At 61.2% G+C, this 20412-nt stretch carries 16 protein-coding genes; 10 read left to right on the top strand and 6 right to left on the bottom strand.

Features of this window, described 5'->3' with window-relative positions; genetic code table 11:
* Positions 1-45 precede the first annotated feature (45 nt).
* From ACZ25R_RS13400 to ACZ25R_RS13390, 3 genes are read right to left on the bottom strand one after another with little or no spacing between them, the layout of a single operon-like run.
* Positions 46-1209, bottom strand: a complete 1164-nt coding sequence (locus ACZ25R_RS13400; RefSeq protein ID WP_130269263.1) for an acyl-CoA dehydrogenase family protein — start codon at positions 1207-1209, stop codon at positions 46-48.
* Positions 1210-1212: 3 nt separating this feature from the next.
* Positions 1213-2274 carry a carnitine 3-dehydrogenase gene (locus ACZ25R_RS13395; protein WP_472461238.1) on the bottom strand — a complete coding sequence of 354 codons (1062 nt, stop codon included), beginning with the start codon at positions 2272-2274 and terminating at the stop codon, positions 1213-1215.
* Positions 2275-2278: 4 nt separating this feature from the next.
* On the bottom strand, positions 2279-3184 hold the full coding sequence (locus ACZ25R_RS13390; protein ID WP_105732925.1) for a beta-keto acid cleavage family enzyme: 906 nt from the start codon (positions 3182-3184) through the stop codon (positions 2279-2281).
* Between the two features lie 76 nt (positions 3185-3260).
* Here ACZ25R_RS13390 and ACZ25R_RS13385 point away from each other — a divergent pair, with 76 nt between their 5' ends.
* Both ACZ25R_RS13385 and ACZ25R_RS13380 read left to right on the top strand, forming a co-directional pair.
* On the top strand, positions 3261-4250 hold the full coding sequence (locus tag ACZ25R_RS13385) for a GlxA family transcriptional regulator (protein ID WP_472461237.1): 990 nt from the start codon (positions 3261-3263) through the stop codon (positions 4248-4250).
* A 93-nt stretch (positions 4251-4343) separates the two neighbouring features.
* Positions 4344-4823 carry a thioesterase family protein gene (locus ACZ25R_RS13380; protein WP_223615059.1) on the top strand — a complete coding sequence of 160 codons (480 nt, stop codon included), beginning with the start codon at positions 4344-4346 and terminating at the stop codon, positions 4821-4823.
* 185 nt (positions 4824-5008) lie between these two features.
* Here the strand turns inward: ACZ25R_RS13380 and ACZ25R_RS13375 are convergent, their stop codons facing one another.
* Entirely contained in the window at positions 5009-5905 is an 897-nt protein-coding gene (locus ACZ25R_RS13375) for a LysR substrate-binding domain-containing protein (RefSeq protein ID WP_472461236.1), read from the bottom strand.
* A 157-nt stretch (positions 5906-6062) separates the two neighbouring features.
* Here ACZ25R_RS13375 and ACZ25R_RS13370 point away from each other — a divergent pair, with 157 nt between their 5' ends.
* From ACZ25R_RS13370 to ACZ25R_RS13360, 3 genes are read left to right on the top strand one after another with little or no spacing between them, the layout of a single operon-like run.
* Positions 6063-7295: an aromatic ring-hydroxylating oxygenase subunit alpha gene (locus ACZ25R_RS13370; protein WP_472462489.1), complete on the top strand. Its 1233-nt coding sequence runs from the start codon at positions 6063-6065 to the stop codon at positions 7293-7295.
* A 42-nt stretch (positions 7296-7337) separates the two neighbouring features.
* On the top strand, positions 7338-9785 hold the full coding sequence (locus ACZ25R_RS13365; protein ID WP_472461235.1) for a GcvT family protein: 2448 nt from the start codon (positions 7338-7340) through the stop codon (positions 9783-9785).
* Entirely contained in the window at positions 9782-12226 is a 2445-nt protein-coding gene (locus ACZ25R_RS13360) for a GcvT family protein (RefSeq protein ID WP_472461234.1), read from the top strand. The genes ACZ25R_RS13365 and ACZ25R_RS13360 overlap by 4 nt, the downstream gene beginning before the upstream one ends.
* A 183-nt stretch (positions 12227-12409) precedes the next feature.
* On the opposite strand, the gene rocD is transcribed toward ACZ25R_RS13360, so the two are convergent.
* On the bottom strand, positions 12410-13618 hold the full coding sequence (gene rocD / locus ACZ25R_RS13355) for an ornithine--oxo-acid transaminase (protein ID WP_403177564.1): 1209 nt from the start codon (positions 13616-13618) through the stop codon (positions 12410-12412).
* A gap of 28 nt (positions 13619-13646) precedes the next feature.
* The gene (rocF, locus tag ACZ25R_RS13350) at positions 13647-14630 is read right to left on the bottom strand and encodes an arginase (RefSeq protein ID WP_374042729.1); all 984 of its coding nucleotides are present in this window, start codon (positions 14628-14630) and stop codon (positions 13647-13649) included.
* Positions 14631-14806: 176 nt separating this feature from the next.
* Here rocF and ACZ25R_RS13345 point away from each other — a divergent pair, with 176 nt between their 5' ends.
* From ACZ25R_RS13345 to mgtE, 5 genes are all read left to right on the top strand, one after another.
* Positions 14807-15232, top strand: a complete 426-nt coding sequence (locus ACZ25R_RS13345) for an Lrp/AsnC family transcriptional regulator (RefSeq protein WP_105732917.1) — start codon at positions 14807-14809, stop codon at positions 15230-15232.
* 29 nt (positions 15233-15261) lie between these two features.
* Positions 15262-16656: an aminodeoxychorismate synthase component I gene (pabB, locus tag ACZ25R_RS13340; RefSeq protein ID WP_472461233.1), complete on the top strand. Its 1395-nt coding sequence runs from the start codon at positions 15262-15264 to the stop codon at positions 16654-16656.
* Positions 16653-17243 (top strand): anthranilate synthase component II, encoded by a 591-nt coding sequence (locus ACZ25R_RS13335; RefSeq protein WP_472461232.1) that lies wholly within the window; start codon positions 16653-16655, stop codon positions 17241-17243. The genes pabB and ACZ25R_RS13335 overlap by 4 nt, the downstream gene beginning before the upstream one ends.
* Positions 17244-17393: 150 nt before the next feature.
* Complete coding sequence (locus ACZ25R_RS13330) at positions 17394-18842, top strand: aldehyde dehydrogenase family protein (RefSeq protein WP_472461231.1); 1449 nt, start codon at positions 17394-17396, stop codon at positions 18840-18842.
* A 148-nt stretch (positions 18843-18990) separates the two neighbouring features.
* Positions 18991-20403 carry a magnesium transporter gene (gene mgtE / locus ACZ25R_RS13325; protein WP_223615051.1) on the top strand — a complete coding sequence of 471 codons (1413 nt, stop codon included), beginning with the start codon at positions 18991-18993 and terminating at the stop codon, positions 20401-20403.
* Positions 20404-20412: the final 9 nt, after the last annotated feature.

Here is a 20412-nt window from a genome sequence, read left to right as displayed (position 1 = left end):
ATGGGCGGCAGCCCAGAGGGGGGTAAAACCTGACCGCATAATAACTTACGCTCCGTGCGGGCGAAGCAGGGCGCGCGAGATGATATGCCGCTGGATTTCGGATGTGCCTTCCCAGATGCGCTCGACGCGTGCATCGCGCCAGATCCGCTCAAGCGGCAGGTCGTCCATCAGCCCCATGCCACCATGAATCTGGATCGCCTCGTCGGCGACGAAGGCGAGCATTTCCGTGGCCTTCAGCTTGGCCATGGCCATGTCCTGATCGGTGACGGTGCCCTGATCGAACTTCCAGCCCGCCTCGAAGGTCAGGAGATCGGCGGCCTTCAGCTCCGTTGCCATGTCGGCGAGTTTGAACGAGACGCCCTGGAACTTGCCGATCTGCTGGCCGAACTGTTCGCGCTGTGCGGCATATTCGATGGCATGGCCAAGCGCCCGTTCGGCGCGGCCGAGACAGGTGGCCGCGACCTGCAGACGCGTCGCGCCGAGCCATGTGTTGGCGACCTCGAAACCTTTGTGCACTTCGCCAAGAATGGCATCGGCGGGCAGGCGGCAATCGTCGAATTCGACGATGGCATTGGTATAGCCCCGGTGCGAGACGTTGCGATACCCCTCGCGGATCGTCATGCCGGGATGGCCCTTATCGACGAAGAAGGCGGTGATTTTCTTCTTCTTGCCGCGCGGCGTGTCTTCTTCGCCGGACGCCACGAAGAGGATGACGAAATCCGCTTCCAGCGCATGGCTGATGAAATGCTTGGTGCCGTTGACGACCCAGTCACCGCCCTTTTCGACGGCCGTCGCCTTCATGCCGCGCAGGTCGGAACCGGCGCCCGGTTCCGTCATGGCGAGGCAATCGGACTTTTCGCCGCGAATGCAGGGATAGAGGTATTTTTCCTTCTGCGCGTCGGTACCGGCGAGCAGGATGTTGGACGGACGGCCGACACAGGACCAGTGCAGCGCATAATTGGCGCGGCCAAGCTCCTTTTCGTAGAGCAGCCATGTCACGGTATCGAGACCGGCACCGCCAACGGATTCCGGCATATTCGCCGCATAAAGACCGGCTGCAATCGCCTTCTGTTTGAGTTCGTCCGCAAGCTCCTTGCGCAGGACACCCGTACGCTCCACTTCCGCCTCATGCGGATAGAGCTCGTTTTCGACAAAGGCCCGCGTCGTCTCGACAATCAGCCTTTGCTCCTCCGAAAGACCGAAATCCATGATTTAAGCCTTCTTCTTGGGTTTGGTGGATTTGGCCTTTTCAGCCGCCTTGGAGACCGCAGGCTTCTTTGCCAGTTTCGACAACTGCTTGGTGTAATCCTTGTAGAGTGCACCGGCACCCCAGCCCTTGCCCTTGTTCTGGCGGGAGAGGGCATCCATGATCGCGACGAGGTTATCGTCGCGGATGCGTTCCAGTTCGCGGATGGACAGGCCATGCGCCTGTTCATCGGACTGTGCGGCGATCTTGTCGACGAGTTCATCGGTGAGCTCAGGCACATCCATCAGCTTGGTCCACGGCCAGGACAGGCAGGGACCGAACTGGGCCATGAAGTGGCGCATGCCGGCTTCGCCGCCCGCCACGCGATAGACCTGGAACATGCCCATCTGCGCCCAGCGGATGCCGAAGGAATAGCGCATGATGTCGTCGAGTTCCTCGACGGTGGTGATGTCGTCCTTGATCAGCCACAGCGCTTCACGCCAGACGGCCTCGAGAAGGCGGTCGCCGACAAAGGCTTCGATTTCCTTGCGGATAACCACCGGCTTCATGCCGATGGAAGCATAGAGTTCCCGCGCTGTCTCGATGGCTTCTGGTGAGGTCAGCTTGCCGCCGACGATTTCAACCAGCGGCAGGAGATAGACCGGATTGTAGGGGTGGCCGACAACGAGGCGTTCGGGATGCTTCATCGATGTCTGCATGTCCGACGGCAGGATGCCTGAGGTGGACGAGCCGATGATGGCATCGACGGCCGCATGCTTGTCGATCTCCGCCAGCACCTTGTGCTTGAGGTCGAGGCGTTCCGGCACGCTTTCCTGGATGAAATTGGCACCGGCAACAGCCTCGGCGATTGACTTGGCGAAGGTCAGCTTACCCTCTTGTGGCAGGCCGCCGGGCACCATGGTCTTGTAGGCGCGGCGTGAATTCTTCATCACCTCGCTGACCTTGCGTTCCGCTTCCGGGTCCGGATCGAAGATTGATACGTCGATGCCGTTGAGAATGAGACGGGCAACCCAGCCCGCACCGATGACGCCGCCGCCGACGGCTGCCGCTTTGCGAATGACGCTCATGTTCTTACCAGCCCTTTGTCAGTTTCATGCGGGCCCGAACCTCGTCCGGTCCCAGAATGCGGGCGCCGATGCCCTCGGCGACCTTCACGGCCCGTTCGACCAGCTGGCCGTTGGTGGCAAGGACGCCCTTGTCGAGCCAGATATTGTCTTCGAGACCGACGCGGATATTGCCGCCTGCCAGCATGGCCATGGCGGCATAGGGCAGCTGGTTGCGGCCGATGGAGAAGGCCGAAAACGTCCAGTTGGCGGGCAGGTTGTTGGTGAGTGCCAAAAGCGTGTTGATGTCGTCCGGCGCGCCCCACGGAATGCCCATGCACAGCTGCACCATGACCGGGTCTTCCAGAAGCTTCTGGTCATAGAGCCACTTGGCGAGGAGCAGGTGGCCGGTATCGAAAATCTCGACTTCCGGGCGCACGCCCAGCGCCTTGATCTGCGCCGCCATGTCTTTCAGCATGGCAGGCGTGTTGGTCATGACGTAGTCGCCTTCGCCGAAATTCATCGTGCCGCAATCGAGCGTGCAGATTTCCGGGCGCAGCTTGGCCACATGCACGAGCCGTTCGGTGGCGCCGACCATGTCGGTGCCGACGGGCGAGGGCGGCATCGGCTGTTCGGTGCTGCCGAGCGTCAGGTCGCCGCCCATGCCGGCGGTGAGGTTCAGCACCATGTCGACGCCCGATGCCTTGATCAGCTCGACCACTTCCGCATAAAGCGCGACATCGCGCGAACCCTTGCCGGTTTTCGGATCGCGCACATGGATATGCGCCACGGCGGCACCGGCATTGGCGGCGGAAATGCATTCGTCGGCGATCTGCCGCGGGGTGACCGGAACCTTGTCGGACCGGCCTGTGGTGTCGCCCGCGCCGGTGACGGCACAGGTGATGAATACGTCGCGATTGGGGGTGAGTCCCATTGCTTTGCTCCCATTTTTTCGTTGGGCAAATCATGCAGCTGTTGCAAATGCATGCTTTGCAATATACGAACTTGATTTGATGAATAGCGAAACGTCGCCACTCTTTTTGCCCAACACCAAAACGCTTGACGTGACGGTCCTCGTCTTCAGCGGCGCGTCGCTGATGTGCGTGGCATCGACCATCGATCCCATGCGTGCCGCCAACCGCGTCTCGGGCAGCACCCTGTTCAAATGGCGGATCGTTTCGCTGGACGGCAAACCGGCGATCACCACCTGCGGCCTGCCGATTGCCGTTTCCGGCGCGTTCGATCCGGCTGACAAGGCCGACATGCTGCTGATGATCGGCGGCTTCGGCACATCGGATATTTCGCGCACCACCTTTACCGCCGGCCTGCGCCGCGCCATGCATCACTACCAGATGATCGGCGGCATCGAGGCGGGGTCATGGCTGCTTGGCCGGGCGGGGCTGCTGCGGGGACGGCGTGCCACGACGCACTGGGAGGACATGGAGGAATTCACCGCCGAATTTCCCGAGGCGGATATCCGGCCGGACCGCTATGTCATCGACGGGCCCGTCTTCACCACGGGCGGCGCGTCGCCGACCTTCGACCTGATGCTGCATCTCATCCGCTCGCGCTGCGGCATGTCCGTGGCGCTCGATGTGGCGAGCGTCTTTATCTACGATGAAGCGCATGCATCCAACGTTGCGCAGCCGCTTGTCTCGCTGGGGCGGCTCGACGGTGTCCATCCGAAACTCGCCACGGCGATTCGGCTCATGGAGGGGCATCTCGACGCGCCGCTCACCATCGGCGCGATCGCCAAACGCTGCGGTCTCAGCGCCCGCAGCCTGGAAAAGATTTTTGCGAAAGCCGTGGGCGAGGGACCCGGCCGCTACTATCTGCGCCTGCGCCTGAAGATCGCGCGGCGGCTGATCACCGACACCAAAACCCCGTTGGCCGATATCGCCGCGCGTACGGGTTTTTCATCCGCTGCCGCATTCGCCCGCACATTCCGCACCTTCGAGGGCAAGCCGCCGAGCAGCCTGCGCGCGGCAGCCAATCGTTAGGCAGCCGCCATTATCAGTCGTTTTTGACACAGTGGACGGGCGGCTGCCATGGTTCAAATGCCGCCGAGTTTTACCAATCAGGGGAATACCAGCATGCCAGAAGGTGATTTGTACCGCTCCGCTCCGATAGCCATGGAAAAGGAATGGATCGATTATAACGGCCATCTGAACATGGCCTATTACAACGTGGTGTTCGACCGCGGCGGTGACGAATTCCTTGCCGAATTGGGGTTTGGCCCGAAATATGCGGCGGAACGCAAGCTGACGATCTACACGGCGGAGGTTCATATCTGCTACGTGCAGGAGATCCATCTCGACCATCTGGTGACGGTCACCAGCCAGCTCATCGATTTCGACGGCAAGCGTCTGCATACCTACAACGAGATCATTCACGTCGATGGCTGGGTTGCCGCGACGTCGGAAGTTCTGTCACTGCACGTGGATATGAACGGCCCGAAGGTTGTGCCGTTTCCAGAGGACGTGCTGCCAAAGCTTGAGTTTTACAAGACTGCCCATGCGAAGCTCGGGATTCCGGCGCGGGTTGGAAAATCGATCGGGATTAAAAGGAAGTGATTTGCACCCCCCTCTGTCCTGCCGGACATCTCCCCCACAAGGGGGGAGATCGCATCGGCATCGATCATCTCGGTCAACTTTCACCCTTGAGGATTTGCTGAAACAGCTGTGAAGGCTGATCTCCCCCCTTGTGGGGGAGATGGGCGGCAGCCCAGAGGGGGGTGAAACAACAGCAATCGTTGGTTTCATCCGTCGAACTGCTCCACCAGCCACTTCTCGAACTGGCGGATGCGCGCTTCATTGACCCGCTCCTTGCGGCAGATCATGTACCATGCACTGGGTTGCGGGACTTTCAGCGCGAACGGTGCCACCAGACGCCCCGCCTTCAGATCGTCGGCGACGAGAAAGCCCGGCGCGATGGCCAGTCCCTGACCATCGAGAGCCGATTGCAGGGCGGCGAGGTAGGTGTCGAACTTCAGCGTCACCGCCTGGCCGCTATCGGCAATCCCTGCGGCATCCAGCCACGTGCCCCAGTCCTCCGGCGCGGTATAGAGCGCCAGACGCGGCACCTTGTTGAGTGCCTTTGCCTCGGTGTCGCCCGCGATCCGCGCCGCAACCGCCGCGCTGCACACCGGAAACATCTCGGCTTTGACAAGCAGCCGGTAATGCAGGTTCATCCGCTCCGGCCGGGTCGTGTGGATGATGCCGATATCGGAACTGTCGATATTGAGTTCCCAGTCGAGCTGGCTGGTGCCGATGCGGATGGCAAGGTTCGGATTGACCTTGCGGAAGTCGGTCAGGCGCGGAATGAGCCAGCGGATGGCGAAGGTCGCATAGGTTTCAATCGCCAGATCGTCTGTCGTGCCCAGCCGGTTGATCAGCGCCGTGCCGCGGGCGATCTTTTCGAAGGCATCGCGCATATAGGGATAATACAGCGTCCCGGCATCGGTCAGCGCCACGCCGCGCGGCAGGCGTTCGAACAGCTTTACCCCGAGAATAGCCTCCAGCTCGGAAATGCGGTGGCTGATGGCCGATTGGGTGACGCCGAGCTCGTCGCCCGCCAGGCGAAAGCTCAAGAGACGGGCCGAGGCTTCAAACGCGCGCAACGAGCCGAGCGGGGGTATTCGGGGCTTCGACATCATCGGGCGGCATCCTGTAAAGCAGACTGTTGAGAATAATTCATGTCTTGATGAGCAACCATCGCTTGAACGGCGCCCAATGCGGAATCATTCTAATCTGCGACGCATCCGGGAAACAAGGGAGCGCGTCGGGGGACCACTCTTTTTGAGCGAGGCTAACATGGGCGCGGAACAGGCATTGGCCGGCGTTGCACCGGCAGGCGACAAGATCGACCGCATGATTGCGGACCACCGGCCCGGCCATGGGCTGGCACGCGCCTTCTACATGGACCCGGATGTCTATGCCCGGGACATGGAACGGGTGTTCCGTCGCCATTGGCACTGCATCGGCCATGCCAGCATTATTCCCAATACGGGCGATTTCGAGCTGTTCAAGATCGATTCGGAGGCGGTGATCGTTTCGCGCACCGAGGATGGTTCGATCCACGCATTCCTCAATGTCTGCCGCCATCGCGGCGCCGAGGTCTGCACCCAGCAGAAGGGCAATGCCCGCTTCTTCGTCTGCCCCTATCACGCCTGGACCTACATGAATGACGGTAGCCTGCGCGCAGCGCGGCTGATGCCGCGGGATTTCGACCGCAGCGCCCATGGCCTGAAAAAGCTGCATGTGCGCGTGGCCGAAGGGCTGATCTTCATCTGCTTTGCCGAGGAACCGCTGAATTTCGACATTATCGAGCAGTCGCTGCGCACCACCTGCGGGCAGTATGGCTGGGCCGATGCCAAGGTGGCGTACCGCGAGACCTATCCGGTGGATGCCAACTGGAAGCTGGCCGTGGAAAATTATGTCGAGTGCTACCACTGCGGCCCGGCGCATCCGGAATATTCGCAGACCCATGCGCTTGAACAGCCGCTGGAAAAAATCACCGAGCTGAATGCGCGGATGGAGCAGCGCACCTGCGCGCTCGGCATCGACATTGCGACCGGCGACCATTGGCAGAGCTCCGCGCAGGGCAATGAAACGATTCATACGTTCCGCTATGCGCTCTATGACGGCGTATCGAGCGGCAGCCAGGACGGCTCGCCCGTCGGCCCGCTGATGGGCCGTTTCACCGAATTCGACGGCGGCGTGACCTCCATCCACCTTGGCGGCACCAGTTTCCTCGTGTGCTACCCGGATCATGGCATGATTTATCGTTTCATTCCGAAGACAGCCGATACCTGCGAGATGGAGCTGATCTGGCTGGTGCGCGGCGATGCCGAGGAGGGCCGGGACTACGACCTGGAAAAGCTGACATGGCTTTGGAAAGTGACCACGGCCGAGGACAAGACGATCATCGAACATACGGCGCGCGGCGTGCGCTCGCACTACTTCGTGCCGGGGCCCATCGCGCCGATGGAACACAATGAGTTGCGGTACATCCAGTGGTACCTCGATGAAATCGCCCGGGCATGACCGGGCAGCAAAACCACAGCATGAGACCACGGGAGACTATGCATGTCTGAATTTCCAACGTCGGCGCGGGTCGTCATCATCGGCGGCGGGGCGGTCGGCGTCTCGTCGCTGTATCATCTCGCCAAGGCGGGATGGACCGATTGCGTGCTTCTGGAGAAGAACGAGCTGACATCGGGCTCCACCTGGCATGCGGCGGGCAACGTGCCGACCTTCTCCGCCTCGTGGTCGGTGATGAACATGCAGCGTTATTCCGCCGAGTTGTACCGGCGCTTGGCGCAGGAAGTGGACTATCCCATGAACTACCATGTCACCGGCTCGCTGCGGCTTGCCCATGGCAAGGAGCGCATGCGCGAGTTCCAGCGCGTGAAAAGCATGGGCCGCTATCAGGGCATGGATATCGACGTGCTCGGCGTCGATGAAATCAATGGCCGTTATCCCTTCATCGCGACGCATGATCTGGCGGGCGCGCTGTATGATCCCAATGATGGCGATATCGATCCGGCCCAGTTGACGCAGGCGCTGGCCAAGGGCGCACGCGACATGGGCGCAAAGATCATCCGTTTCTGCCCGGTGACAGGTGCCCGGCGCGACGGCGACGAATGGGTGATCGCGACGCCGCAGGGCGAGATTCGCTGCGAATATGTGGTCAATGCCGCCGGTTACCGGGCGCAGGAAATCGGCAGGCTGTTCGGCCGCGATGTGCCGATGATGGTCATGAGCCATCAATATCTGCTGTTCGATGAAATCCCCGAAATTGCCGCATGGAGCCGCGAGCAGGGCCACAAGCTGCCGCTGCTGCGCGATGTGGATTCGTCCTACTATCTCCGGCAGGAAAAGAACGGCATGAATCTCGGCCCCTATGAGCGCAATTGCCGGGCGCATTGGGCCACCTCAGACGATCCGATGCCGGATGATTTCTCCTTCCAGCTGTTTCCCGACGATCTGGAGCGCCTCGAATGGTATCTGAACGACGCGATCGCCCGCGTGCCGATCCTTGGTACGGCCGGTCTGTCGAAAATCATCAATGGCCCCATTCCCTATGCGCCGGATGGCAACCCGTTGATCGGGCCGATGCCCGGTGTGCCCAACGCGTTCGAAGCCTGTGTTTTCACCTTCGGCATCGCGCAGGCAGGCGGGGCAGGCAAGGTGCTGGCGGAATGGGTGACGGAAGGCGCGACCGAATGGGACATGTGGTCCTGCGACCCGCGCCGCTTCACCGCCTTTGCCGATCATGACTATAGCGTCGCCAAGGGCGTGGAAGTCTATGGCCACGAATACGCCATCCATTTTCCGCGCCATACGTGGTCTGCCGGACGCAACAAGAAGCTGTCGCCGCTGCATGCGCGCGTGACCGGTTTGGGCGCGCAGTTCGGCGTCTATAATGGCTGGGAGCGGGCAAACTGGTATGCGCAGCCCGGCGACGATACCTCGGAAGAGGCGACACAGACATTCACGCGGGAAGGGCCGTGGCAACGGCGCATCCGCGAGGAGTGCCATGCGGTACGCGACGCGGTCGGCATTCTCGATCTGCCCGGTTTCTCCCGCTTCAAGGTGAGCGGCGCCGGCGCACGCGACTGGCTGTCCGGCCTGATCACCGGCCTTGTGCCGAAACCCGGCCGCATCGGCCTTGGCTATTTCGCCGATGCCAAGGGCCGTGTTGTCACCGAAATGTCGATCATGGCCATTGATGAGGACGTGTTTTTCCTGATCACCGCAGGCGTTGCCGAGTGGCACGATCTGGAATGGCTGAAACAGCACCTGCCGAAGGGTAGCGCGATCAGCATCAGCAACGTCACCGAGCAGTTTTCCTGCCAGATCGTCACGGGCCCGAAGGCGCGCGATCTGTTTGCCAGCATCTGCGATGCGGACCTCGGCAAATCCTGGCTGTCGCACCAGACGACACAGATCGCCGGACGCTATTGCCAGCTTGTGCGCGTGTCGTTTGCCGGGGAACTGGGCTGGGAAATCCACAGCAAGGTCGCCGATACCCAGGCGATTTTCGATGCGGTCTGGCAGGCGGGGCAGCCATACGGGCTGAAACCGTTCGGCATGTATGCGCTGGACTCGCTACGGCTGGAAAAAGGCTACCGCGCCTGGAAGGGCGATCTGTCCACCGACTACACGCCGCTGCAGAGCGGGCTGGACCGTTTCATCAAATGGGAAAAGCCCGAATTTCTCGGCAAAGCCGCGCTGGAAAGCGAAAAGCAGCAAGGCGTGAAAAAGCGCTTCGTCACGCTGACCGTCGATGCAGGGGATTGCGATGCGCCCTATATGTCGACGCTCTGGCACCAGGGCAGCATCGTCGGCGAAACCACCTCGGGCGGCTGGGGGCACCGGATCGATAAATCCATCGCGCTCGGCATGCTCAAGACCGAACTTACCGAACCCGGAACGGAAATCGAGGTCGAGATTTTCGGCGAACGTTTCAAGGCTACCGTGCATCCGGATCAGCCGCTCTGGGACCCCGCTAACGAAAGAATCCGCGCATGAGTTCTCTTCCGGCCAAGGCCAGAGCCGTCATCATCGGGGGCGGCGTTTCCGGCTGTTCCGTCGCCTATCACCTTGCCAAACTGGGCTGGACCGACATCGTTCTCTTGGAACGCAAGCAGCTGACCTCGGGCACCACGTGGCATGCGGCGGGCCTGATCGGCCAGTTGCGCGCCTCGCAGAACATGACGCGGCTCGCCAAATATTCCGCTGACCTCTACGTCAAGCTGGAGGCGGAAACCGAGGTGGCCACGGGCATGCGTCAGGTGGGATCCATCACCGTGGCGCTGACCGAAGAACGCAAGCACGAGATTTATCGCCAGGCTTCTCTGGCGCGTGCTTTCGATGTGGATGTGCGGGAGATTTCTCCAAGGGAAGTCAAAGAGATGTACCCGCATCTTAACATATCGGATGTGGTCGGGGCGGTGCATCTGCCGCTGGACGGGCAGTGCGATCCCGCCAATATCGCCATGGCACTGGCCAAGGGCGCAAGGCAGCGCGGCGCGAAAATCTTCGAGAACGTGAAAGTCACTGACATTCACAAGAAGAACGGCCGGGTATCCGGCGTTTCCTGGGCCAAGGGCGAGGAGCAGGGCACGATCGAGACCGATGTGGTGATCAACTGCGCGGGCATGTGGGCACGTGATCTGGCGTCGATGTCAGGCGTGACGGTGCCTCTGCACGCCTGCGAGCATTTCTATCTCGTTACCGAGGCCATCGAGGGGCTCGGCCGCCTGCCGGTGCTGCGCGTGCCGGATGAGTGCGCCTATTACAAGGAAGACGCCGGCAAGATGATGCTCGGCGCCTTCGAGCCCGTGGCCAAGCCGTGGGGCATGAACGGCATTTCCGAGGATTTCTGCTTCGACCAGCTGCCGGAGGATTTCGAGCATTTCGAACCGATCCTCGAAATGGGCGTCAACCGCATGCCGATGCTCGGCACGGCGGGCATTCACACCTTTTTCAACGGCCCGGAAAGCTTTACCCCGGATGATCGCTATTATCTCGGCGAAGCACCAGAACTCGGTGGTTACTGGGTGGCGGCGGGCTACAATTCCATCGGTATTGTTTCATCCGGTGGTGCCGGCATGGCGCTGGCGCAGTGGATTCACGACGGTGAAGCGCCGTTCGATCTGTGGGAAGTGGATATCCGCCGGGCCCAGCCATTCCAGAAGAACCGGCGCTATCTGAAAGAACGCGTCTCCGAGACACTTGGCCTGCTCTATGCCGACCATTTTCCCTATCGGCAGATGGCGACCTCCCGCAATATCCGCCGTTCGCCCATCCACGAACATCTGAAGGCACGCGGCGCGGTTTTCGGCGAAGTGGCCGGATGGGAACGGGCAAACTGGTTCGCCAATGATGGGCAAGAGCGCGAATACCACTATTCCTGGAAGCGGCAGAACTGGTTCGACAATCAGCGCGCGGAACATCTGGCGGTGCGCAATGGCGTCGGCCTGTTCGACATGACCTCGTTCGGCAAGATCCGCGTCGAGGGCCGCGATGCACTGGCTTTCCTGCAAAGACTTTGCGCCAACCAGCTCGATGTCGAGCCCGGACGCATCGTCTACACCCAGATGCTCAACAACCGCGGCGGGATCGAAAGCGACCTGACCATCACGCGCCTGTCGGAAACGGCATTCTTTGCCGTTGTTCCCGGCGCCACCCTGCAGCGCGATCTCGCCTGGATGCGCAAGCATCTCAAGGACGAATTCGTGGTCATCACCGATGTGACGGCGGCGGAATCCGTACTGTGCCTGATGGGGCCGAAATCCCGCGAGGTGATCGAAAGGATCAGCCCCAACGATTTTTCCAATGCGGGTCATCCCTTCGGCACCGCGCGGGAAATCGAGATCGGCATGGGCCTCGCCCGCGCCCACCGCGTCACCTATGTCGGCGAACTGGGCTGGGAGCTTTATGTCTCGTCGGACCAGACCGCCCATGTGTTCGAGGCGCTGGAGGAGGTCGGTCAGGAGCTGGGTTTAAAACTATGCGGCCTGCACACGCTGGATTCCTGCCGGATCGAAAAGGCTTTCCGGCATTTCGGCCATGATATCACCGACGAAGACCATGTGCTGGAGGCAGGGCTCGGCTTTGCCGTCAAAACCACAAAGGGCGACTTCATCGGGCGTGATGCGGTGTTGCAGAAGAAGGAAAACGGGCTGGACCGCAGGCTGGTGCAGTTCCGTCTTGCCGATCCCGAGCCGCTGCTGTTCCACAATGAAGCCATCGTGCGCGATGGCGAAATCGTCGGAACGATCACCTCGGGCAATTACGGCCATCATCTCGGCGGGGCGATCGGGCTTGGCTATGTCGCCTGCAAGGGCGAAAGCGCGGAGCAGGTGCTGTCCTCAAGCTACGAGATCGAGATCGCCGGAGAGCGCGTGCAAGCCGTGGCCTCGCTCACGCCGATGTACGATCCGAAGGCGGAACGGGTGAGGATGTAAGTATTTCACCCCCCTCTGTCCTGCCGGACATCTCCCCCACAAGGGGGGAGATCAGCCTTCACAGCTGTATCGGTTCATCTTCAATGTTGAAAATGATGCAAAATCGCTGATGCCGATGTGATCTCCCCCCTTGTGGGGGAGATGTCCGGCAGGACAGAGGGGGGTGTTGAACCCCCGCCGGCCTCAATTCATGCTGGTCAGCACTTCGTTGAACTGTTCCAGCGCCCAATCGATCTGATCGCGCTTGATCACCAGTGGCGGCGCGATGCGGATCGTATCGCCATGGGTGTCCTTGGCGAGGATGCCGCGTTCCTTCAGCTCGTAGCAGAAGCGGTTGGCGCCACCGGCTTCCGGATGCAGCTCGATGGCCAGCATCAGACCGCGGCCGCGCACTTCGCGCACGATATTGCTGCGGATACCCTTGAGCTGCTGCAGGAAATACTCGCCCTCGATGCGCGAATTCTCGATCATGTTCTCTTCGGTCAGAACACGCAGCGCGGCGCGGGCAATGGCGCAGGCCAGCGGATTGCCGCCGAATGTGCTGCCGTGCTGGCCGGGTTTCAGAACGCCGAGTACATCGCTGTTCGACAGCACGGCCGAGACCGGATAAAAGCCGCCTGAGAGCGCCTTGCCGATGAGCGTCACGTCGGCCTCGATTGCCTCATGCTCCTCGGCCAAAAGGGCGCCGGTGCGGCCGAGGCCGGTCTGGATTTCATCGAGGATCAGCGTGATGTTGTTCTGCGTGCAGAGCGCGCGCACCTTGGAGAAATAGCCTTTCGGCGGGATTTTCACGCCGGCCTCGCCCTGGATGGGCTCGACAAGGAACGCCACGGTATTGGGCGTCAATGCCGCCGCAAAGGCATCGATATCGCCGAAGGGAACGACCTTGAAGCCCGGCGCAAACGGGCCGAAATTCTCGCGGGCGGACGGGTCCGTGCTGAACCCGACGATCCCCATCGTGCGGCCGTGGAAATTATCCGAGCAGACGATGATCTCGGCGGCATTCTCCGGCACGCCCTTGACCTCGTAGCCCCATTTGCGCACGGCCTTGATGGCTGTTTCCACAGCTTCGGCACCGCTGTTCATCGGCAGGATCTTGTGCGAGCCGGTGAGGGTTGCCAGCTCTTCGTAGAACAGGGCCAGCTGATCGTTGCGGAAGGCGCGCGAGGTCAGCGTCAGCTTTGACGCCTGCTCGGTCATGGCCGCCAGGATCTTGGGATGGCAATGGCCCTGGTTGACGGCGGAATAGGCTGAAAGACAGTCGAGATAGCGGTTCCCATCGATATCCCAGACATGCACGCCTTCGCCGCGCGACAGAACCACATCAAGCGGCTTGTAGTTGTGAGCGCCAAGACGGGACTCGGTCGAAATCAGTTGGGCGGCTGTTTGCAGCAAAATATCCTCCTATTTGCCAATTTTCTTATACGTTGAGCGCCGTGGTGCTCTGGTCTGAAACGGCGGGCCGTTCATAAATCTGCCGGCCGAACAGGCTGGCGACGAGATCGACGAGCAGCATGGCGCTCTTGCCGCGATCATCGAGGAACGGATTGAGCTCGACGATATCGAGCGAGCCGACAACGCCGGAATCATGCAGCATTTCCATCACGAGATGGGCTTCGCGATAGGTGGCGCCGCCCGGAACCGTCGTGCCGACACCCGGCGCAAGCGACGGATCGATGAAATCCACGTCGAAGCTGACATGCAGGATGCCATTGGCTTTCTGTACCCGCTCGATGATGCGGCGCATCAGCTTGGCCACGCCGAACTCGTCGATCTGGCGCATGTCGATGACGTCGATGCCACGTTCGCGCAGGAGCTTGCGCTCGACCGTGTCGATGGAGCGGATGCCGAAGAGATGCAGGTTTTCCGGCTTGATCAGGCCATGCGGCTCGTCGCCGAACACGCCTTCAAGGCCGGGCTCGTTGCACAGGAGCGCTGCGGACATGCCGTGCATGTTGCCGGAGGGCGAGGTTGCCGGGGTGTTGAAATCGGAATGGGCGTCGAGCCAGAGCACGAACAGTTCGCGGTTGTTTTCCTGGCAGTAGCGGGCGATGCCGCCGACCGAGCCCATGGACAGCGAATGGTCACCGCCCAGAATGACCGGAAAACTGCCGTCCTTCATGGCCTCATAGGTTTCAACGCAGAGCATGCGCGACCATGCGGCGATCTTTTCGATGTGATGGGCAAGGCCGGTGACGGGCGCAACGGCTGGCAGGGTCTGCGGCAGGCGAAGATCGCCATGATCATCGACCGGATGGCCCATCTCTTCCAAAGTGCGGATGAGACCGGCGGTGCGCAGCGCTGCCGGGCCCATCAGGGCGCCGAGACGACCGGCACCTTCCTCGATGGGCGCGCCGACGATCATCAATTTCTGTTTGGGGTCGTTCTCAAAGTTGCTGAGCATGTTCATCAACAAGCGCCACTTTCGCGTTTGAATGGTCGATCAAATGAAGCCGGGGGATTCACCGGCGCAGCCAGTATACTGCCACCCCGAGACGGTGACAAATAGACAGCATCCTGATAGAAATGCGCTACTTAATGCGCAGTTTGCGCATCTCAATTGTACAAATTGGAACAGACATGGATGATCTTGACCGCCGCCTCTTGTCACTGCTGCGCGATGACTGCCGCATGCCCGTCTCGTCGATGGCAACGCTGCTCGGCATTTCGCGCGCCACCGTGCGGGCCCGCGTCGACAAGCTGACGACCGATGGCACCATTCAGGGTTTTACCGTGACGCTGAAGGCGGGTGCCGGCGTTTATGGCGTTCGCGCCATCGCCATGATCGAAGTGGCCGGGCAGGGCGCGGAAAAGGTCATCCGCCGCCTGCAGGGCTTTCCGGAAATCCGCGCGCTGCATACCACCAACGGCCGCTGGGATATTGTTGCGGAGATCGAGGTGGAGACGCTGGAAGCGTTCGATCACACCCTGCGCGACATCAGGCATATTGACGGAATCACCCTGACCGAGACAAGTATACTTCTTTCCACCCGCAAGAGCGGGTAACGCCATCGTTCGGGAAAGGCTGACAACGGATGTACATCCGTGAAATCCCCTGGCTGGAACCAGTCGACGCTGCCGAACGCCTGAAGCCGTTCGGCGGGCTGAGCTTCCTTGACAGTGCCATGCGGCACGACCAGCTTGGCCGCTATTCCTATGTGGCGGCCGATCCCTTCGGCACGCTGGCGGTCCGGGATGGTGCGGCCAGCTGGAACGATCAGCCACTGGATCTCGGCCCGCTGGAGGCTCTTTCCCAGTATCTCAAACGTTTCCGCCTCGACGATCAGGCTGGTCTTCCGCCATTCCATGGCGGAGCTATCGGCTATTTCTCCTATGAATTCGGACGGTTGCTGGAAAATCTTCCAGAACCGCGCAAACAGTCGCAGGGCGATGTGCCCGACGCCATCTGGCATTTTCATGATGTCGTGCTTGCCTTCGATCACCTGACGCAACGGGTCTGGCTCGTCTCGTCCGGTTTGCCCGAACAGGCGGATGAAAGGCGTGCCGCCGAACGCGCTCATGTCTTTCTCGCGGCGCTCGAGAAGCCGGTGAACACGCAAGACTCCGCGCGGCCACGCGTTGCGCGCAATATCTGGCAATCCAATTTCACGCGCGAAGCCTATATGCAGGCGGTGGCGAAAGTTGTCGAATACATTCTCGATGGCGATATTTTCCAGGCCAATATCGCGCAACGCTTTATCGCCGATCTTCCCGAAAACTATCCCGTCTGGGCCTTCTACAAGGCGCTGCGCCAGCGCAATGCCGCGACATTTGCCGCCTATCTGGAGCACGATGATCTGGTCATCGCGTCGAGTTCGCCGGAGCGGTTTCTTTCCGTTCGGGGCCGGGACGTGCAGACACGGCCGATCAAGGGCACGGTGCCGCGCTCGGCCGACCCGGATACCGACCGGCGGCATGCGGAGACCTTGCTCGCCTCGGAAAAGGATCGCGCCGAAAACCTGATGATCGTCGACCTCATGCGCAATGATCTGTCGCGGGTCTGCAATCCCCATTCCGTGCTCACGCCCGTGCTGTGCGGGCTGGAATCCTATGCCAGCGTGCATCATCTGGTGTCGGTCGTCACCGGGCGTCTGGCGGACGAAAAATCACTGCCGGACCTGATCCGCGCGGCGTTTCCCGGCGGGTCCATCACCGGTGCGCCCAAACTGCGGGCGATGGAAATCATCACCGAGATGGAACAGGGCGCGCGCGGTGTCTATTGCGGCTCGATCGGCTTTTTCGGTTTTAACGGCAATATGGACACCAACATCGCCATCCGCACCGTGCTGTTCCAGGGCGGCAAGGTGGTGTTCCAGGCGGGCGGCGGCATCACGGCGCTCTCCGATCCCGCAGCGGAGTATCAGGAGACGCTCGACAAGGCGGCGCGGATTTTCGATGTGTTCGACATGGCCGGAGATGCCGGCTCATGATCCTCATCATCGACAATTATGATTCCTTCGTTTTCACCGTGGCACGCTATTTTGCCGAGCTCGGCGAGGAAACACGCGTCGTGCGCAACGACGCAATCACCGTCGCTGACATCGAAACGCTGCAACCCGCGGCTCTGGTCATCTCGCCGGGTCCCTGCGGGCCGCATGAAGCGGGGCAGTCGCTCGCCATCATCGAAGCCTTCAGCGGCAGCATTCCCATTCTCGGCATATGCCTTGGCCACCAGTGTATCGGCGAAGCGTTTGGCGGCGCGGTGCTGCGGGCGCAGGAACCCATGCATGGCCGCTCGTCGCTGATCCAGCATGACGGAACGGGCGTTTTCAAGGGATTGCCGAGCCCGTTCAAGGCGGGGCGCTATCATTCGCTGATTGTCGTTGCGGACGAGGACAATGCATCGCTCACCGTAACGGCCCGCTCCGACAGGGGCGAGATCATGGGGCTTGCCCACCGGGAGCACCCGACATTCGGGGTGCAGTTCCATCCGGAGTCGGTGCTGACGGAATATGGCCACGCCATGCTCGGCAATTTCCTGCGCATCGGGCGTGCCTTCCACCACCGCAGGAAATGACGATCAGACGCCAGCGCGCCGCTATTTTCGCCTCTTTGTTCGATATTCCTGTTGGCTGCCGGTCCATTCATCCGCTACACCAACAGTCCAACGGATGCACATCCGCCCCTGAACCAACCCAATCCGACAGCACCAGGCAGGAGACCAACCATGCTTCGCAAGACCGATTTCTATATCAATGGAAAATGGACCGCTCCGGCCGTGGCAAAGGATCTTGATGTCATCAATCCTGCCGACGAGCAGCCATTCGCCGTCATTTCAATGGGCTCGGCCGCCGATGTCGATGCCGCCGTTGCCGCCGCGCGCAAGGCATTCGCCACCTGGAGCCTGACAAGCCGCGAGGAGCGCATTGCCTGGCTCGAGCGCCTGACCGCCGTCTACGAGACGCGCATCAATGACATGGCGCAGGCCATCTCTTCCGAAATGGGCGCGCCGATCAAGATGGCGCTGGAAGAGCAGGCAGCCTCGGGCACCGGCCACCTCAAGGCCTTCATGCGGGCGTTGAAGAGTTTCGAATTCGAACGTCCGCTCGACGAGCACAACCCCAATGTGCGGATCGCCTATGAGCCCATCGGCGTCTGCGGCCTGATCACGCCGTGGAACTGGCCGATGAACCAGGTTGTGCTGAAAGTCGTGCCTGCCATCGCCGCCGGTTGCACCGTGGTGCTGAAGCCCTCGGAAATCGCGCCGATTTCGTCGGTGGTTTTTGCTGAAATCATCGATGCATCGGGCCTTCCCGCCGGTGTGTTCAACATGGTCAATGGCGATGGTCCGTCCGTGGGTGCTGTCATGTCGGCGCATCCGGGCATCGACATGATGTCTTTCACCGGCTCGACCCGTGCCGGCATTGCCGTGACCAAGGCTGCTGCCGATACGGTCAAGCGCGTATCGCTGGAACTCGGCGGCAAGTCGCCCAACATCGTTTTCGCCGACAGCGATGTGGAAGCGGCGGTAACGCGCGGCGTCCTGCACGTGTTCAACAATACGGGCCAGTCCTGCAATGCGCCGACGCGCATGCTGGTGGAACGCTCGGTCTACGACAAGGCGACTGAGGTGGCCGCCGCCACGGCGAAGGCGACCGTTGTCGGTGATCCCGCGCAGGACGGCGATCATATGGGCCCGCTCGTCTCTGAGGCGCAGTTCAACAAGGTGCAGGGGCTGATCGAACAGGGCATCAAGGAAGGTGCACGCCTGATCGCCGGTGGCACCGGCCGCCCGGAAGGCTTCAATCGCGGCTATTTCGTCCGTCCGACGGTGTTCGCCGATGTGAACAACGACATGACGATTGCCCGTGAGGAAATCTTTGGGCCGGTACTGGCGATGATCCCGTTCGATACGGAAGAAGAAGCCGTCGAAATCGCCAACGATACGCCATACGGTCTTGCCGCCTATATCCAGTCGGGCGATCGCGAGCGGATCAAGCGCGTGTCGAAACAGCTGCGTGCGGGCATGGTGCGCATCAACGGCGCGTCGCACAAGGCGGACGCCCCGTTCGGCGGCTACAAGCAGTCCGGCATCGGCCGCGAAGGCGGTCACTGGGGGCTGGAAGACTTCCTTGAGGTCAAGGCCATCAGCGGCTGGGAAGACAGCGCCGCCTGACCCGGCTGCGCCGCGCACACGATCCCGCAGGGGGAATAACCTTCTGAATTGACGCGCAATCCCCGGAGAAATCGATTTGGATTTCGGGGGTTATGCGTTAACTGACACTGTATGGTGCAAGTCGTGTCGGGAAGGCAGGTGCGGATCGATGGACGAAACGGAAACATTGCCTCCGCCCGCCGATGACGAGCGGGACGTCGACATTTACGGCGAAGACGGTGCCGTCCGCTCGTCCTATCTCGCCCGTGTCGGCGCCGCCATTGCGGATCGTGATGTTCTGTTCCTGCGTTCCCATGTCGGCAAACTGCACCAGTCCGAACTGGGCCACGTTCTTGAAGCGCTGCAATCGGAGCAGCGCGCGGCGCTCGTTGAACTGCTTGGCGATGAATTCGATTTTGCCGCGCTGACCGAAGTCGACGAGGCCGTGCGCCTCGAAATCGTCGATGCCATGCCGAATCAGCAGATCGCTGAAGCGGTTCAGGACCTGGATTCCGACGATGCCGTCTACATCCTGGAAGATCTCGACCAGGAAGACCGCGACGAGATTCTGGCGCAGCTGCCGTTCACCGAGCGCGTGCGCCTGCGCCGTTCGCTCGGCTATCCGGAAGAAACCGCCGGACGCCGCATGCAGACGGAGTTCGTCGCCGTGCCGCCGTTCTGGACCGTTGGCCAGACCATCGACTACATGCGCAACAATGCCGACCTGCCGGAATCCTTCTCGCAGATTTTCGTCATCGATCCGATGTTCCGGCTGCTCGGTGCCATCGATCTCGACCGCATCCTGCGCGCAGGCCGCGACAGCAAGATCGATGAGATCATGCACGAGACGCGCCATGCCATACCCGCGACGATGGACCAGGAAGAGGCGGCACAGATTTTCGAGCAGTATGACCTGCTGTCCGCCGCCGTTGTCGACGAGAATGAACGGCTCGTCGGCGTGCTGACCATCGAGAACATCGTCGACGTCATCCAGGAGGAGGCCGAGGAGGACATCATGCGCCTCGGCGGCGTCGGCGACGAAGAACTGTCCGACTCCGTTCTCTCCACCTCGCGCTCGCGCACGCCCTGGCTGGTCGTCAACCTGTTCACGGCGTTTCTCTCCGCCTCCATCATCGGGCTGTTTGACGGCACCATCCAGCAGATGGTGGCGCTGGCGGTGCTGATGCCCATCGTTGCCTCCATGGGCGGCAATGCGGCGACCCAGACCATGACTGTGACCGTGCGCGCGCTGGCGACACGCGACATGGATATCTACAATGCGGGCCGCATCATCCGGCGCGAGGCCTCGGTCGGCTTGATCAATGGCATGGTGTTCGCCGTGCTGATCGGCATGGTTGCCGGCTTCTGGTTCCACAATGCCGAACTTGGCGGGATCATCGCCTCGGCCATGATCATCAACATGATGGCCGCTGCCCTCGGCGGTATTCTGATTCCCCTGCTGCTCGACAAGTTCGGGGCCGATCCCGCCATTTCGTCGGCTGTCTTTGTCACCACCGTGACCGATGTTGTCGGGTTTTTCTCGTTCCTGGGACTGGCAACCTGGTGGTTCGGACTGGCCTGACAGCTGATT

Source organism: Phyllobacterium sp. RCAM01083 (assembly GCF_055685835.1).
Note: the sequence above shows the minus strand (reverse complement) of the source record. Positions and strands in the feature narration are given on the sequence as shown.